Annotated in this window: 17 protein-coding genes and 1 riboswitch; of the genes, 10 read left to right on the top strand and 7 right to left on the bottom strand. The window is 74.1% G+C overall.

Features of this window, described 5'->3' with window-relative positions; all coding sequences use genetic code 11:
* Positions 1 to 63 precede the first annotated feature (63 nt).
* The 4 genes from ACZ6ZT_RS26460 to ACZ6ZT_RS26445 form a co-directional block, all read right to left on the bottom strand.
* Positions 64 to 1,587, bottom strand: a complete 1,524-nt coding sequence (locus ACZ6ZT_RS26460) for a cobyric acid synthase (RefSeq protein ID WP_469722421.1) — start codon at positions 1,585 to 1,587, stop codon at positions 64 to 66.
* Positions 1,584 to 2,561, bottom strand: coding sequence for a cobalamin biosynthesis protein (locus ACZ6ZT_RS26455; protein WP_469722420.1), 978 nt, complete (start codon positions 2,559 to 2,561; stop codon positions 1,584 to 1,586). The genes ACZ6ZT_RS26460 and ACZ6ZT_RS26455 overlap by 4 nt, the downstream gene beginning before the upstream one ends.
* A gap of 59 nt (positions 2,562 to 2,620) precedes the next feature.
* Positions 2,621 to 2,705: riboswitch (cobalamin riboswitch) on the bottom strand.
* 187 nt (positions 2,706 to 2,892) lie between these two features.
* Complete coding sequence (locus ACZ6ZT_RS26450) at positions 2,893 to 3,114, bottom strand: hypothetical protein (protein ID WP_469722419.1); 222 nt, start codon at positions 3,112 to 3,114, stop codon at positions 2,893 to 2,895.
* Between the two features lie 28 nt (positions 3,115 to 3,142).
* Positions 3,143 to 4,441 carry an inorganic phosphate transporter gene (locus ACZ6ZT_RS26445; RefSeq protein ID WP_469722418.1) on the bottom strand — a complete coding sequence of 433 codons (1,299 nt, stop codon included), beginning with the start codon at positions 4,439 to 4,441 and terminating at the stop codon, positions 3,143 to 3,145.
* Positions 4,442 to 4,760: 319 nt separating this feature from the next.
* Between ACZ6ZT_RS26445 and ACZ6ZT_RS26440 the strand changes: the two genes are divergently transcribed.
* Both ACZ6ZT_RS26440 and ACZ6ZT_RS26435 read left to right on the top strand, forming a co-directional pair.
* Positions 4,761 to 5,891 carry an alpha/beta hydrolase family protein gene (locus tag ACZ6ZT_RS26440; RefSeq protein ID WP_469722417.1) on the top strand — a complete coding sequence of 377 codons (1,131 nt, stop codon included), beginning with the start codon at positions 4,761 to 4,763 and terminating at the stop codon, positions 5,889 to 5,891.
* A gap of 129 nt (positions 5,892 to 6,020) precedes the next feature.
* Positions 6,021 to 7,439 carry a hypothetical protein gene (locus tag ACZ6ZT_RS26435; RefSeq protein ID WP_469722416.1) on the top strand — a complete coding sequence of 473 codons (1,419 nt, stop codon included), beginning with the start codon at positions 6,021 to 6,023 and terminating at the stop codon, positions 7,437 to 7,439.
* A gap of 119 nt (positions 7,440 to 7,558) precedes the next feature.
* Here ACZ6ZT_RS26435 and ACZ6ZT_RS26430 read toward each other — a convergent pair whose 3' ends face one another.
* Together ACZ6ZT_RS26430 and ypfJ are read right to left on the bottom strand one after the other, a co-directional pair.
* Positions 7,559 to 7,954, bottom strand: a complete 396-nt coding sequence (locus tag ACZ6ZT_RS26430; protein WP_469722415.1) for a VOC family protein — start codon at positions 7,952 to 7,954, stop codon at positions 7,559 to 7,561.
* A 67-nt stretch (positions 7,955 to 8,021) separates the two neighbouring features.
* Positions 8,022 to 8,912: a KPN_02809 family neutral zinc metallopeptidase gene (gene ypfJ / locus ACZ6ZT_RS26425; protein WP_469722414.1), complete on the bottom strand. Its 891-nt coding sequence runs from the start codon at positions 8,910 to 8,912 to the stop codon at positions 8,022 to 8,024.
* A 248-nt stretch (positions 8,913 to 9,160) separates the two neighbouring features.
* On the opposite strand from ypfJ, the gene ACZ6ZT_RS26420 reads away from it, so the two are divergent.
* The 8 genes from ACZ6ZT_RS26420 (at position 9,161) to amaP (ending at position 14,559) form a co-directional block, all read left to right on the top strand.
* The gene (locus ACZ6ZT_RS26420; protein ID WP_469722413.1) at positions 9,161 to 10,759 is read left to right on the top strand and encodes an ABC-F family ATP-binding cassette domain-containing protein; all 1,599 of its coding nucleotides are present in this window, start codon (positions 9,161 to 9,163) and stop codon (positions 10,757 to 10,759) included.
* Between the two features lie 354 nt (positions 10,760 to 11,113).
* Positions 11,114 to 11,335: a helix-turn-helix domain-containing protein gene (locus tag ACZ6ZT_RS26415; protein WP_007263382.1), complete on the top strand. Its 222-nt coding sequence runs from the start codon at positions 11,114 to 11,116 to the stop codon at positions 11,333 to 11,335.
* A gap of 179 nt (positions 11,336 to 11,514) precedes the next feature.
* Complete coding sequence (locus tag ACZ6ZT_RS26410; protein ID WP_469722412.1) at positions 11,515 to 12,294, top strand: enoyl-CoA hydratase/isomerase family protein; 780 nt, start codon at positions 11,515 to 11,517, stop codon at positions 12,292 to 12,294.
* A 154-nt stretch (positions 12,295 to 12,448) separates the two neighbouring features.
* A complete protein-coding gene (locus tag ACZ6ZT_RS26405) occupies positions 12,449 to 12,880 on the top strand; it encodes an Asp23/Gls24 family envelope stress response protein (protein WP_469722411.1) in 432 nt (143 codons plus the stop codon).
* A gap of 18 nt (positions 12,881 to 12,898) precedes the next feature.
* The gene (locus tag ACZ6ZT_RS26400) at positions 12,899 to 13,096 is read left to right on the top strand and encodes a hypothetical protein (protein WP_469722410.1); all 198 of its coding nucleotides are present in this window, start codon (positions 12,899 to 12,901) and stop codon (positions 13,094 to 13,096) included.
* Positions 13,093 to 13,470, top strand: coding sequence for a hypothetical protein (locus ACZ6ZT_RS26395; protein ID WP_469722409.1), 378 nt, complete (start codon positions 13,093 to 13,095; stop codon positions 13,468 to 13,470). The genes ACZ6ZT_RS26400 and ACZ6ZT_RS26395 overlap by 4 nt, the downstream gene beginning before the upstream one ends.
* On the top strand, positions 13,467 to 13,997 hold the full coding sequence (locus ACZ6ZT_RS26390; RefSeq protein ID WP_469722407.1) for a DUF6286 domain-containing protein: 531 nt from the start codon (positions 13,467 to 13,469) through the stop codon (positions 13,995 to 13,997). The genes ACZ6ZT_RS26395 and ACZ6ZT_RS26390 overlap by 4 nt, the downstream gene beginning before the upstream one ends.
* 4 nt (positions 13,998 to 14,001) lie before the next feature.
* Positions 14,002 to 14,559, top strand: coding sequence for an alkaline shock response membrane anchor protein AmaP (amaP, locus tag ACZ6ZT_RS26385; protein WP_469722406.1), 558 nt, complete (start codon positions 14,002 to 14,004; stop codon positions 14,557 to 14,559).
* Positions 14,560 to 14,592: 33 nt separating this feature from the next.
* Here amaP and ACZ6ZT_RS26380 read toward each other — a convergent pair whose 3' ends face one another.
* A complete protein-coding gene (locus ACZ6ZT_RS26380) occupies positions 14,593 to 15,348 on the bottom strand; it encodes an SDR family oxidoreductase (protein WP_469722405.1) in 756 nt (251 codons plus the stop codon).
* Positions 15,349 to 15,355: the final 7 nt, after the last annotated feature.

Raw genomic sequence — 15,355 nt, 5'->3', positions numbered from 1 at the left:
GCTTGCGATGGACATCGGTGCCGCCGTACCGGCGGTTCGGCCCGCTGGACGGGCCCCCCGCCGTCATGGGGCGCCCGGAGGAAGGAACGGCAGACCGGCGGGGGCGCCCGCGTCGATCAGGCGGAGCAGGGCATCGGTGTCGGCGTGCTCCGCGATCAGGTCGCCGAGCAGGTCGAGCTGCTCCTCCCGCAGGGCGGAGAACGACGTGTCCGGCGCCGGCACGAACCGGCGCCCCGCGGCCGCCGCCACCTCCCGCAGGAACGCCCGCCGGAAGCCGTCCGACTCCAGCGAGCCGTGCCAGTGGGTGCCCCACACGGCCCCGACCCGGCACCCGTCCAGGAAGGGCTCCCCGCCCAGCACCTCGGCCACCCCGTGGTGGATCTCGTACCCCTCCACCGGCTCCCCGAGGGCCGACCCCACCGGCCGCGCCAGCGTCTTCTCCCGCGCGAAGCGCACCCGCACCGGCAGCAGCCCCAGCCCCGCCACCGCACCCGCCTTCGACTCGACCTCGTCCTCGATGTGCTCGCCGAGCACCTGGAAGCCGCCGCACACGCCCAGCACCGGCCGCCCCTCGGCCGCCCGCCGGGCCAGCGCCCGCGCGAGCCCCCGCTCGCGCAGCCACTCCAGGGCCTTGACCGTGCCCCGCGTACCCGGGACCACGACCAGGTCCGCGTCGGCCAGTTCCTCCGCCCGGTCCACGAACCGCACGACCACGCCCGGCTCCGCCGCCAGCGCGTCGACGTCGGTGAAGTTCGACATCAGCGGCACCGCGCACACCGCGACCCGCAGCACGTCCTCGCCCACCGGCGGCGCCACCACGGATTCGCGTACCGCGCCCCGCAGGGAGACCCGCAGGCCGTCCTCCTCGTCGATGCCCAGGCCGTGCCGGAACGGCAGCACCCCGTACGTGGCCCGGCCGGTCAGCCCGCGCAGCATCTCCATGCCGGGCTCCAGCAGCGACACGTCGCCCCGGAACTTGTTGACCAGGTAGCCCGCGATGAGCGACTGGTCCTCGGGCGACAGCAGCGCCGTCGTCCCGAAGAAGGAGGCGAAGACCCCGCCCCGGTCGATGTCGCCGACCACGACCACGGGGAACCGCGCTGCCCGCGCGATCCCCATGTTCACGATGTCGGTCCGGCGCAGGTTGATCTCGGCCGGACTGCCCGCCCCCTCGCAGATCACGGCGTCATACGTGCCCCGCAGCTGCTCCAGGCAGTCCGTGACGATGCCGAGCAGCCGCTCCTGGCGCCCCCCGTGGTAGCCGCGGGCGCTCATCTCGCCCACCGGCTTGCCCAGCAGCACCACCTGGCTGCTGCGGTCACTGCCGGGCTTGAGCAGGACCGGGTTCATCAGCGCCGTCGGCTCCACCCGTGCGGCCTGCGCCTGCATGGCCTGGGCCCGGCCGATCTCGGCGCCCTCGCGGGTCACGAAGGAGTTCAGGGACATGTTCTGGGCCTTGAAGGGCGCCACCTTCACGCCCTGCCGGGCCAGCCAGCGGCAGATGCCCGCCGTGACGACGCTCTTGCCCGCGTCCGAGGTGGTCCCGGCGACCAGCAGTCCGCCGCCGCGCCGTGCGCCGTCGCTCATGCGCGTCCCTTCCGTGTGCCGGTCCGAGTCGAGGTGATGCGGGAGACCAGCGCCCGGCCCGCCATACAGGTGCCCAGGGCGATCCAGGTCACCCGCCGCGAGAGCCGTACCGCCCGGTCGATGTCGGCGACCTCCACCGGCCGCCCGGCCGCCCCGTTGAGCACCGCGCGGTGCTCGACCCGGCCGCCGTAGGACAGGGTCCCGCCGAGGCGGACCCCGAGGGCCCCGGCGAAGGAGGCCTCCACCGGGCCGGCGTTGGGGCTCGGGTGGGCGGCGGCGTCCGTACGCCAGGCCCGTACGGCTCCCCGCCGGTCGGGACCGGCCGCCACGGCGGCGAGCGCCGTCAGCCGCGCCCCCGGCCAGCCGGCCAGGTCGTCCAGCCGGGCGGAGGCCCAGCCGTAGCGCAGGTGGCGCGGGGACTTGTGCCCCACCATCGCGTCGAGGGTGTTCACGGCGCGGAACGCGAGCAGCCCGGGGACCCCGGCGAGGGCGCCCCACACCAGGGCGCCGACCACCGCGTCGGAGGTGTTCTCCGCGACGGACTCCACGACGGCCCGCGCCATCTGCGGGCCGTCCAGGGCCTGCGGGTCGCGCCCGCACAGGTGGGGGAGGCGTTCGCGGGCCACCTCGGTGTCCCCGACGGCCAGTGCCCCGCCGATCGCGCGGGCCTCCCGGCCCAGCGAGGTACCGCCGACGACGGCCCAGGTGGCGGCTGCCGTCAGGGCGATACGGGCGGCGGCGGGCCGGGAGCGCACGGCGCGGGCGCCGAGCGCGCCGACGGCGGCCGCGCCCCCGGCGCATATCAGGGTGTGCAGGACGCCCCGGGCGCGGTCGTCGCGCCACAGGGCGCTCTCGACAGCGGCGGCGGCTCGTCCGAAGGCGGCCACGGGGTGCCCTCGGCGCGGATCCCCGAGGATCCGGTCGCCGATCAGGCCCGCCGTGGCGCCGTACGCGAAGACGCGGTCGGCACGCATGGTGGCAGATATGTCCTCACTCAGGGTCCGCGCCCTGGTTCGACGTGTCCGGCGGCGAGAGTTCCTGGCTCCCGGGGCGCGGCGCGCGGCGCACGCTCCCCGGTGACAGTGGCGGGACCGCGCCGGATTCGCACCGGACTTCCTCTCCATGCCGCCGTACTGGCCCCGGCAGTCCACCACGGCCCGCGAACGCCCGTCAACTCGCTGTTGACCTGCGGTGAGACGGGGGACGACGGGGGAGGCGCCGGTACGCGAAAGCTCCCCCCGGAGAATCCGGAGGGAGCCCTCGTACGGTTCTGCTCGGTCCCGCACGCGCGGCGTGCGGTCCGGGTCAGCTGACGATCAGGTAGATCCCGTAGCCGACGGCCGCCGCGCAGAGCGCGAAGCAGGCGTAGGCGCCGCTGCGGGCCAGGGTGGCGGCCCCGCCCTGCTCGGTGGCGGTCTCGTGCCGGGAGAGGCCCACCAGGCCCAGGGTGAACAGGGCCACGAGGGCGACGGTGGCGGAGAGGCTGACCCCGAAGACGGAGCCGAGTGCTGCCCAGTCGATCTTCATACTGCCGTTTCCTCTGTCGTTCTCGGGATCAGACCGCGGCGGCCGGGGCCGCGGGCGCCGCCGGCGCCGCCGTCGCGGCCGGGATGGTGGCCTTGAGGGCGTCGTCGGTGACCGCGGCGGTGGTCGCCGCGGCGATGCCCGCGGTCGGCGGGACGGCCACGGCGGCGATCGCGGTGGTGACCACGCCGGGCTGCTCGGCGACGGTGCCGGCCCCGGCGGGGGCGGCGTCGGCGGCGGTGACGTTGGTGTGGTCGACGACCTGGCGGCGGGAGATGAGCCAGATGGCGACGCAGGAGGCGACCAGGAAGAGCGCGACGGCGGCGACGCCGACGTCACCGGTCCGCATGACCAGTTCGGCACCCGAGGAGACCAGGGCCGCGGCCGGCAGGGTCAGGCCCCACGCGACGAACATGCGGGTGGCGGTGGACCAGCGGACCACGCCCCCCTTGCGGCCGAGGCCCGCGCCCATGACCGCGCCCGAGCAGGCGTGGGTGGTGGAGAGGGAGAAGCCGAGGCTGGAAGAGGCCAGGATGACGCTGGCGGCCGAGGTCTGGGCGGCGAAGCCCTGCTGTGGCTGAAGGTCGGTCAGGCCGCTGCCCATGGTGCGGATGATGCGCCAGCCGCCCAGGGAGGTGCCCAGCGCGATCGCCATGCCGGCGGAGACGATGACCCAGACCGGCGGGTTGGAGCCGGGCGCGAGCGCGCCGCCGGCGACCAGGGCCAGGGTGATGATGCCCATCGTCTTCTGCGCGTCGTTGGTGCCGTGCGCGAGGGAGACGAGTCCGGCCGAGGCGATCTGACCGGCTTTGTAGCCCTTGGCGGAGGTCTTCGCGCCGATGGTCCCGCCGAGCTTGTACGTCAGCTTGGCGGCCAGCATCGCGGCCACCCCGGCCACGATCGGCGCGGCGACGGCCGGGAGCAGCACCTTGGTGACGAGCGTGCCGCCGTTGACGGCGCCGAGGCCGGCCGAGGCGACGGCCGCGCCGACCAGGCCGCCCATCAGGGCGTGCGAGGAGCTGGAGGGGAGTCCGACCAGCCAGGTCACCAGGTTCCAGAGGATCGCGCCGACGAGGGCGGCGAAGATCACTTCGGGCTGGATGCCCTCTTCGTTGACGAGGCCCTTGGAGATCGTCTTGGCGACTTCCACGGACATGAACGCGCCGACCAGGTTGAGCACGGCGGACATGGCCACCGCCGTCTTGGGCTTGAGGGCGCCGGTCGAGATGGTGGTGGCCATCGCGTTGGCCGTGTCGTGAAAACCGTTCGTGAAGTCGAACACGAGAGCGGTGATGATCACGATCCCGAGGAGAAGCGTTATGTGCTCCATTTACCCAGGCTTCTGTTTGACGTCAGTGGCTCGGCGACCGTAGGCAACCTGGATGAACGGAAGATGAACTGACTCCGGACGGGCGGTGTCCCGGCCAGTGGCGTGATCGGACCCTTGGTCCCGATTCTGTCGTAGATATATCGATTCACCCATGTCAGGCCCGGGTGGACGGGCCTGACACCCCCGGCCGCGCGGCCGGTACCGCCGCTCCCGCGCACGGGGGAAAGAGAGGTAGATCACTCCGCTTCTCCCGCGGCCGCGCGCGCCCCGTCCGGTCGCTCCGGTGGACTGCCCGCCCCCGCGCCTCGACACTGGAGCGGTGCGTACCGCCACAGCGACGGCAGCGGCCGTCACCACGAGCCTGATCGGTGCCGCCGCGGCAGCCGTCGTCGCCGGCCGGTACACCGCCGACGCCGCCCTGCGCAGCGAGCCCGGCCGCCCCCTGCCCGGCAGCCCCCGCCTCAGCGTCCACTCCACCGCGGCCGGCCGCGTCGTCCTCACCCGCTCCCTGGCCTCCCGGCGCCCCGGCACGTACGGACTGACCGCACCCGGCGTACACGCCGTGGTCGGCCCGGTCCTCGACGGGGCCGGGGCCGGTCCCGACACCGTCGTACGCCGCCTGGTCGCCGTCACCCACGGCAGCCTCGGCCCCGGCACCCGGGTCACCCTCACCCCCGAGGTCCACCTCGGGAACCCGCGCACCGCCCTCGGCCTCGACCACGCCGACGTGGACATCCCGGGCGAGCTGGGTCCGCTGCCCGCCTGGTTCGTGCCCGCCGCCCGGGACACCTGGGTGATCACCGTGCACGGACTGGGGGCCGGCCGGGAGCACCCGATGGTGGTCATGCCCTTCCTGCACCGCCAGCGGCTCCCCGTACTCGACCTCGCCTACCGGGGCGACCTCGGCGCCCCCGCCGCCCCGGACGGCGTCGGCCACCTCGGCGAATCGGAGTGGCGCGACCTGGACGCCGCCATCCGCTACGCCCTGCGCTACGGCGCCCGGCGGGTGATCCTGCACGGCTGGTCCACCGGGGCGGCCATGGCCCTGCACGCCGTCGAGCGCTCGGCCCTGGCCGGCCGGATCTCCGGGATCGTGCTGGACTCGCCCGTCCTCGACTGGCACACCACCCTGCGCGCCCTCGTCACCGCCCGCCGCACCCCCGCCCCGCTGGTCCCGCTCGCCGTCCGGGCCGCCGAGGGCCGCGCGGGGCTGCGGGTCGACCGCCGGCCGCCGGGCTCGGACCCGGCCGCGCTGCGCGTCCCCGTCCTGATCTTCCACGGCCCCGACGACACGCTGGCCCCCTGGGAACCCTCCCGCCGGCTCGCCGCCGCCCGGCCCGACCTGGTCACCCTGCGTACCGTCGCTCAGGCCGGGCACGGGGCGATGTGGAACGCCGACCCCGAGCGCTACGAGGAGGCGCTCCGGCGCTTCCTCGTCTCCCTCGTGTGATCCCTTATGTGAAAGGACTGTGGCAGACGGGGCGGGGTGGGTGGATCGCCCCGGTTCGTCCGCCCGCTGCCTTGTGGAAACGGCTGGTTCCGTTTGGGCTTTCGGCCAGTGACGGGCGAGACTGCTTCCGTGACGTCCCGAAAGCCTGATGAGCAGTTGGCTCGCGACTCCAGACTCCGACTCGTCTCCCCGCGCTCCGTCGCCACGGCGCGCAAGGCGGTCACCGACCGGCGAACCCGGACGGCACCGCGTCCCCCGGCGGGCACCCCCGCCCCGGCGGACCTGGCGAACCGGGCCCGCGCCTCCCTCGCGGACGCGGTACGGCTGGCCCGCTGGGCCGAGCTGAACCTCGGAGCCGGCGACGGCGCGCGGCCCGCCCCGGCGGCCGCGCTGCCCGCCTCCGACGTCGAACGGGCCGCCACCGAGCTGTCCCTGACGCACGGCCAGATCCGGGTCGGCTGGGACCGCGCCCGGCTCTCCGGCCTCGTCGAGGTGCACGGCGGCCACGCCCGGCCCGGCTGGCGGCTGCGGGCCTGGGACCGCGACGACACCGCCGTGCTGCGCGGCTGGGTCGCGCTCTTCGACGCCTGGTCGCTGGTCCACCCGGCCCCCGCCGACATCGCCCCCTCGGCCGTCGCCGAAGTGGTCGAGGCGATGCCCCAGTTGCTGTCGCTGCTCCAGCTCTCCGCCGGTCCCGTCACCGTCCCGGACCTGCTGGACCTCCTCGGACAGCGGGTCAGCGAACTCCAGGGCGAGCGCTGCGAGGTCCCCTACGGCCCCCAGCCCGCCCCCGGCTCCGCCGCCGCCCTCGCCGAGAGCCGGCCCGTCCCGCTCGCCCGGCTGCTGCGCTGGGCGCTCGGCGGACTCGCCGCCGTGGACGCCGTCACCCTGGGCCCCGCCCGCGCCACCCTGACCCCGCTCGGCAGCTGGGCCGTCTGGGTCAAGCTGGAGCAGATCTGCGTCGCCGCGCAGAGCCCCGCCGGGAACATCGAGCAGTCCGCCGCCGCCATGCTGCACGGCTGCGCCCGGCTCACCCCCGGACCGGCCCGTGCCGAGTACCAGGCCTGGCTCGCCGCCCGGCCCGTCGGCCACGCCGTCAGCGAGCTGCTGCACGCGGCCCGCGGTGAGGACGCCCTCCTGCGCGGCCTGGCCTTCGAGGCCCTGCGCGTGGTCGGCGCCCCCGCCGAGCCCGAGGTCCGCGCGGCCGTACGGGAAGCGGCGCTGCGGCCCTACGCCCTGCTCTGGCTCGCCGAGCACGACGGGGTCGACCCCGACGAGGCCCAGCACGTCCTGACCCCGGAGGAGTCGACCTGGCTCTGGGTGGACACGGCCGCGGCCATCGCCGACCACGGTGAGGCCGACCTGCTCGCCCGCCACCTGGACTCGGCCGTACGCACCACCGTGCCCCGCCTGCTGGACGAGGTCCGCGCCATCGGCCACCCCCGCACGGTCCAGGTGCTGGTCGCGCTGGCCGCCGCCCACCCCGACCCGGCCCTGGCCAAGGCCGTCCGCCGGGCCGCCTTCCAGGTCCACACCGGCGGCGCCTGAGCCCCGGCCGCCTTTTCCCGGGGCCGCCCCGGCGGGCGGCGGACCCCGGGCGGGGGAGGCTCCGGGCGGGGGAGGTCCCGCGCCGCCGCGCCTCCGGCCGGGGCGCACCGCCGCTTCGCTCAGACCTGCGGCGCGTACGTCCCGAAGCTCCAGATGTTGCCCTCGCCGTCCCGGGCCATGTAGTCCCGCGAGCCGTACTCCTGGTCGGTGGGCTCCATCAGGATCTCCACCCCGTGCTCCACGGCCCGCCGGTGGTGGGCGTCCACGTCGTCCACCACGATGTAGACCCCCACGGGCCCGGCGCCCTCCATCGCCTTGTCGAAGGCCCCGCCCCGGCCCTTGCTGCCGAGCATCACGGCCCCGTTCCCGTACGACAGCTCCGCGTGCATCACCGTCCCGTCGTCACCCTCGTACACCGCGAGCTGGGTGAAGCCGAACGCCTCGGTCAGCAGCCGGATCGCCGCCTTGGCGTCGCGGTAGAGCAGGGTCGGAAAGACGGTCGGAACGCCTGCCATGACGATCACTCCCTCTCGTGAGCTGCGCGTGTGACTCACGACACAGCATGGCAGGGAGGGCCGACCGTCAGCGGAAGGTGTCGCACCGGGCCATGTCGCCCGTGCGGTAGCCCTGGTAGAACCACTGCTGGCGCTGCTCGGACGAGCCGTGGGTCCAGGACTCCGGGGTCACCCGGCCCTGGAACTTCTCCTGGATCCGGTCGTCGCCCACCGCGGCCGCCGCGTCCAGGCCGTCGCGGATGTCCTGGTCGGTCAGGCTGGTGATCAGCGGCCGGCCCGTCGACTTGTCCGGGGTCCGCGTGGCGTTGCGCGCCCAGACCCCCGCGTAGCAGTCGGCCTGGAGTTCGACCTTGACCGCGTTGCTGTTCGCGCCCTGCTGCCCGTCCTGGGCCCGCTGGAGCGTCCCGGTCAGGTTCTGGATGTGGTGCCCGTACTCGTGGGCGACGACGTACGCCTGGGCGAAGGGGCCGCCACTGGCGCCGAACTTCGTCCGCAGCTCGTTGAAGAAGCCGAGGTCCAGGTAGACCTGCCGGTCGGCGGGGCAGTAGAAGGGGCCGACCGCCGAGGTGGCCGCGCCGCACGCGGTGCTCACCCGGCCGGTGAAGAAGACGGTGGAGGCCGGGCTGTACTGCGTGCCGCGCCGCTGGAGCTCCTGCTTCCAGAAGTCCTGGGTGCTGTTCACCACGGCGACCAGCCGGCAGTCCTCCCGCGCGTTCGCGTCCTGCCCGGTCCGGCAGGTCTGCTGCACCTGGGCGGCCGAGGACGAGGTCGCCGCCGGCTCCGGGCTGCCGTCCGAGAGCCCCAGCTGGTCCGGGCCCACCCCGAAGAGCAGGCCCAGCACCAGGGCGATCAGGCCGATGACGCCGCCGCCGACGGTGGCCCTGCCGCCCGGGATCCGGCTCCCGCGCACGTCCTTGACCTCGGAGGTGTCCAGATTGGCGTCGTCGTCGAACTGCATACCGCACCGCCTCGTGTCCCGTGGCCGCCCCTGCGGCGAGTATCACCCCCTTCATCCTCGTACGCGCCGAGGCGCCCCGACAGGGCCCCGGGGCCGAACGGGCGAGGGGAGACGGCGGCAGGCCCCGAAAAGTGGTTGCGCACCCCCGGTAGAATGAACCCATGGCAAATCTCCTCGCGGATTAGCGGCGTCGAAGAAACGCGCGTCCTGCCCCCCTTCCGCCGTCCCCACCGCCCTGGAGTATTTCCGTGATCACCGCCACCGGCGTCGAGCTGCGCGCCGGCGCCCGCATCCTCATCGAGTCCGCCTCCTTCCGCGTCGCCAAGGGCGACCGCATCGGCCTCGTCGGCCGCAACGGAGCGGGCAAGACCACCCTCACCAAGTGCCTCGCGGGCGAGGGCCAGCCCGCCGCCGGCTCCATCGCCCGCTCCGGCGAGGTCGGCTACCTGCCGCAGGACCCCCGCACCGGCGACCTCGACGTGCTCGCCCGCGACCGGATCCTCTCCGCCCGCGGACTCGACGTACTGATCAAGAAGATGCGCATGAACGAGGAGCGCATCGCCACCGGCAGCGGCGGCACCCGCGACAAGGCCATGAAGCAGTACGAGCGCCAGGAGACGGAGTTCCTGACCAAGGGCGGGTACGCCGCCGAGGCGGAGGCCGCCACCATCTCGGCCGCCCTCGGCCTGCCCGACCGGGTGCTCGGCCAGCCCCTGCACACCCTCTCCGGCGGTCAGCGCCGCCGCGTCGAGCTGGCCCGGATCCTCTTCTCGGACGCCGACACCCTGCTCCTCGACGAGCCCACCAACCACCTCGACGCCGACTCGATCGTCTGGCTGCGCGACTACCTGAAGAACTACCGCGGCGGCTTCATCGTGATCTCCCACGACGTCGACCTGGTCGAGACGGTGGTCAACAAGGTGTTCTACCTGGACGCCAACCGCGCCCAGATCGACGTCTACAACATGGGCTGGAAGCTCTACCAGCAGCAGCGCGAGGCCGACGAGAAGCGCCGCAAGCGCGAGCGCCAGAACGCCGAGAAGAAGGCCGCGGCCCTGAACTCGCAGGCCGACAAGATGCGCGCCAAGGCCACGAAGACGGTCGCCGCCCAGAACATGGCCAAGCGCGCCGACCGGCTGCTCGCGGGCCTGGACGCCGTCCGCGTCTCCGACAAGGTCGCCAAGCTGCGCTTCCCCGACCCGGCCCCCTGCGGCAAGACGCCGCTGACCGCCGAGGGCCTGTCGAAGTCGTACGGCTCGCTGGAGATCTTCACCGACGTCGACCTGGCCATCGACAAGGGCTCCCGCGTGGTCATCCTCGGCCTCAACGGCGCCGGCAAGACCACCCTGCTGCGGCTGCTCTCGGGCACCGAGAAGCCCGACACCGGCACCGTCGTGCCCGGGCACGGCCTCAAGCTCGGGTACTACGCCCAGGAGCACGAGACCCTCGACCCCGAGCGCACCGTCCTGGAGAACATGCGCTCCTCCGCGCCGGACCTGGACCTGGTGGCCGTCCGCAAGACGCTCGGCTCCTTCCTCTTCTCCGGCGACGACGTCGACAAGCCCGCGGGGGTGCTCTCAGGCGGTGAGAAGACCCGGCTGGCCCTTGCCACGCTGGTCGTCTCCTCCGCCAACGTGCTGCTCCTCGACGAGCCCACCAACAACCTCGACCCGGCCAGCCGCGAGGAGATCCTCGGGGCGCTGCGCACCTACAAGGGCGCCGTCATCCTCGTCACCCACGACGAGGGCGCCGTGGAGGCCCTGGAGCCCGAGCGGATCATCCTGCTCCCGGACGGGGTCGAGGACCTGTGGGGCCCCGACTACCGGGACCTCGTCGCCCTCGCCTGACAGCCCCCGGGACCGCTGATCCAGTTCCTTATGGATCATTCGGCTCAGACGTGATCCATCATCTGAGTGAGACGCTCTCGTACCGTCGCGCTCTGTACGACGGCCCCTGCCGCCTTCCTTCCGGATGTGCGCCAGGGGCCGCTTCATCTCTGCGTCGGGCCCCTGACCTGGCTATTCCTCTTGGCGGCGGGGAAGTGTGACGGAGGTCATGTGGCGGAAGTGAAGATTCCGTTCTGCTCGCGCGTCCAGTGATCGGGAAATGCCGCCGTACCGACCTTGCTGAATGGGTGGCCAGGAAGCCGGGGAGGGGTGATCATGAGAAGTCCAGAGCGCACTTCCCATGAGGAGGCACGGGTGGCCGAGACTCTGAAGAAGGGCAGCCGGGTAACCGGCGCCGCGCGCGACAAGCTCGCGGCAGACCTGAAGAAGAAGTACGACTCCGGTGCGAGTATCCGGGCACTGGCCGAAGAGACCGGCCGGTCCTACGGATTCGTCCACCGGATGCTCAGCGAATCCGGAGTCACGCTGCGTGGCCGCGGTGGCGCGACACGCGGCAAGAAGGCGGCTGCGGCCTGACCCTGGCCGACAGGCCGAGGCCGGCGCCGCAGGCGCGCACGACACCCCGTTCGGTTCCACGGTTCGGTTCCACGCGCGGTTCCTTCGGTGGCCCCCGGTCGGCTCCATGGTCGACCGGGTGGTTACTGTGCAGTCACTTAGGCCGGAACACGGCCGCGACTGCACACCGGAGGCACCAGATGGCTCTGCTCGACAAGGACGGCGTACGGCTCACCATCGACGACTCGCTCGCCACGGTGACCCTGACCAATCCGGCCAAGCGAAACGCTCAATCCCCCGCGCTCTGGCGGGCGTTGGCGGAGGCCGGACGGTCGTTGCCGGGCACCGTCCGGGTCGTCGTGCTGCGCGGCGAGGGCAAGTCCTTCTCTGCGGGGCTCGACCGGCAGGCGTTCACCCCCGAAGGCTTCGAGGGCGAGCCGTCCTTCCTCGATCTGGCCCGTGGATCCGACGCGGACCTCGACTCCACCATCGCCGCGTACCAGGAGGCTTTCACCTGGTGGCGGCGCAATGACATCGTCTCCGTCGCCGCCGTGCAGGGGCACGCGATCGGCGCCGGCTTCCAGCTCGCGCTCGCGTGCGACCTGCGGGTGGTCGCGGACGACGTGCAGTTCGCCATGCGCGAGACCAGCCTGGGCCTCGTGCCCGACCTGGCCGGCACCCAGCCGCTGACCGCACTGGTCGGCTACGCCCGCGCGCTCGAAATCTGCGCGACGGGCCGCTTCGTGCACGCCGAGGAGGCCGAGCGGGTGGGCCTCGCCAACCTGGTCGTACCGGCCGACGAGCTCGACGCCGCCGTCCAGGACCTCGCCACGGCCCTGCTGGCCCCGCCGCGCGACGCCGTCATCGAGACCAAGGCGCTGCTCCGCGCCGCCGGCTCCCGCACCTACGACGACCAGCGCGCCGCCGAGCGCGCCGCCCAGGCACGCCGTCTGCGCGACCTGGCCGGCCTCTCCGACTGATCCCGGCCGCCCCGCGAGCGCCCGTACCGCACCGGTTCCCACCGGCCGGAAGGTTCATCCCGACCCCCGGACGGTGCGGTCCGAGGGCGCTCCCGGGGAAGGGCGCTTACGGTGGACGGGAGTCCGCAGTCCGTACGGCGCGAAAGGACCAGCGATGACCGAAACCTCATCAGGGGGCTTCGCGAAGGACCCCGCAGAGCGCGGCCGCACCACCATCGCCGACGGCGTGGTGGAGAAGATCGCCGGACTGGCCGCCCGCGAGGTGGCCGGAGTCCATGCCATGGGCAGTGGCAGCGGCCTCTCCCGTACCTTCGGCGCCGTCCGCGACCGGGTCCCCGGCGGAACCAAATCCGCCGTCAGCCGCGGGGTGAAAGCCGAGGTCGGTGAGGTCCAGACGGCCCTCGACCTGGAGATCATCGTCGTTTACGGCGTGTCGATCCGCGACGTCGCCGGGGCGGTCCGTGAGAACGTGATCTCGTCGGTCGAGCGCATGACCGGCCTGGAAGTCGTCGAGGTCAACATCGCAGTCAGCGACGTCAAACTGCCCGACGAAGAGGACGACGAACCGGAATCCCGCCTCCAGTAGCCGAGAGGAGCCACCCACATGAGCATGGCGATCGCCGGCCTGCTGGCCGGCATGCTGCTCGGCTTCGCCGGCTACTTCGGCGGCTTCGGAGCCTTCCTGCTGGTGGCGGCGCTCGGCGCCGTCGGCTTCGTCGTCGGCCGGTTCCTCGACGGGGACCTGGAAGCCGGGGACCTGTTCCGCCCGCGCGGCCGTGACGACCGGCGCGGGCCCCGGTGAGCGCCCCCGCGCCGCGGACCCCACCGCTGCCGGTGCCGGCCGCCGACCGGGGAGCCACCCGCATCGCCGACCGGGTCGTGGCCAAGATCGCGGCCCGGGCCGCGCGAGAGGCCCTCGCCGGAAACCTGCCCGGCAAGGCCCCGCACGCGGCCGTCACCCTCCACCACGACACCGCCCGCGTACGGGTGAGCCTGGAGCTGGACTACCCGGCCGACCTCGCCGCCCAGTGCGCCGCGGTACGCCGCCTCGTCGCCCTCCGGATCGAGGAGTACACCCAGATGGCGGTACCCGAGGTCGCCGTCGACATCGAGCACCTGCACCCCACCAGCCCGCTCCGGCAGTCCTCCGCCGGGCGGGAGCGGCGGCTGCGGTGACGCCCCCGCGACGCCTGCGCTCCGCCCGGCGGATCCCGGCCGCGCTCACCGCGCTGGCCGTGCTCGCGGTGGCCGGGCTGTTCCTCTACGACCTGGCCGCGGTACGGGCGGACCGGCCCGGGATGCGCTGGCGCCGCGAACTCGCCGGCCGGCTGGAGCAGTACACCCCGGCCGATCCCGAAGTGCTGGTGGTGGGCGCGGTCCTGGCCCTGGTGGGGGCGCTGCTCCTGCTGCTCGCGTTCGCCCCCGGGCTGCGCGGCCTGCTGACCATGCGCGCCGAGCCCGGGGTCCGCGCCGGGATCCGGCGCAAGGCCGCGGCCCTGGTGCTGCGGGACCGGGCCATGGAGGTCTCCGGGATCCGGTCGGTACGGGTACGGATGGGCCGTGGCCGGGTCGGGGTCCGGGCCACCTCGCACTTCCGCGAACTGGACGACGTACGGGCCGACCTGGACGCGGCCCTCGCCGCCGGCATCGAGGAACTGGGCCTCGCGCATCCGCCGCGGCCCCGCGTCCGGGTCAGGAGGTGAGCGGATGCTCGCGGTGGTGAACCGGTCCCTGCTGGCGCTGACCGGGTTGGTCCTGCTGGCGGCCGGCGTCTGTCTGCTGACCGGCGCCCCGCCCCTGGCCGGGCGCCACGCCCCGCTGCTCACGGCCGCCGACCGGCAGCGTTACGCGCAGGCCGGGGCCTGGGTGTGGTGGGTGCTGATGGCCGGGCTGGCGCTGTGCGTGCTGCTCGCGCTGTGGTGGCTGCTGGCGCAGCTGCGCCGCTCGCGGCTGGCCGAGCTGCCCGTGGACACCGGCGACGGGGCCTTCGCCCTGCTGCGCGGGCGCGCCCTGGAGTCGGCGGTGGCCGCCGACGCGGGGGCGCTCGCCGGGGTGGCCGGCTGCCGGGTCGCGCTGCGGGGCCGGCGCGGCTCCCCGGCCCTGCGCGTCGCGCTCGAACTGGAACCCCACGCCGTCCCCGCCGACACGCTGGCCGCCCTCGCGGGTCCGGTCCTCACCCGGGCCCGGACCTCGGCGGGCCTTCCCGCACTGCCGGCCGAGGCCCGCCTGAAGGTCGGCGGCCACCAGGCGCGACGGGTCACCTGAGGGGCGGGTGCCCGCGCCGCGCCCGGGTGGCCGTCAGAAGCCGTGGCGGGAGCCGCCGTCGACCGGGAGCATCACACCGGTGAGGTAGGACGCCGCCGGGGACAGCAGGAAGGCGGCCGTACGGCCGAACTCCTCGGGCGTCCCGTAGCGGCGCAGCGGGATCCGGGACTCGTTCGCGGCCCGGGCGGCGTCCGCGTCGCCGGACAGCGCGTCCAGCTCCCGCACCCGGTCGGTGTCGATCCGGGCCGGCAGCAGCCCGACCACGCGGATCCCCCGCGGGCCCAGCTCCACCGACAGGGACTTCGCGAAGCCCGCGAGCCCGGGCCGCAGGCCGTTGGAGATGGTCAGGCCGGGGATCGGTTCGTGGACGGAGCCCGACAGCACGAAGCCGATGACCCCGCCCTCGCCCAGCTCGGCCGCCGCCGCCCGGGCGAGGCGGACCGCGCCCAGGAACACCGACTCGAAGGCCGCCGCCCACTGCTCGTCCGTGTTGTCCGCCGCGCTGCCCGCCGGGGGCCCGCCGACGCTGATGAGGATGCCGTCGAAACGGCCGAAGCGCTCCTTGGCGGTGGCCACCAGCCGCGCCGCCACCTCCGGGTCGGCATTGTCCGCCGCCATGCCGAGCGCGCCCGGGCCGAGCCCGGCGGCCGCGTCGGCCGCCCGCTTCTCGTCCCGGCCGGTCAGTACGACCTTCGCCCCGTCGGCGGCCAGTTCCCGTGCGGAGGCGAAGCCGAGGCCCCGGGTGGCTCCGGTGACGACGTAGACGCGGTCCTTCAGTCCAAGATCCATGCGGGCC

The organism is Streptomyces sp. NPDC102258 (assembly GCF_055584685.1).
This window is presented reverse-complemented; position numbering and strand designations above follow the sequence as displayed.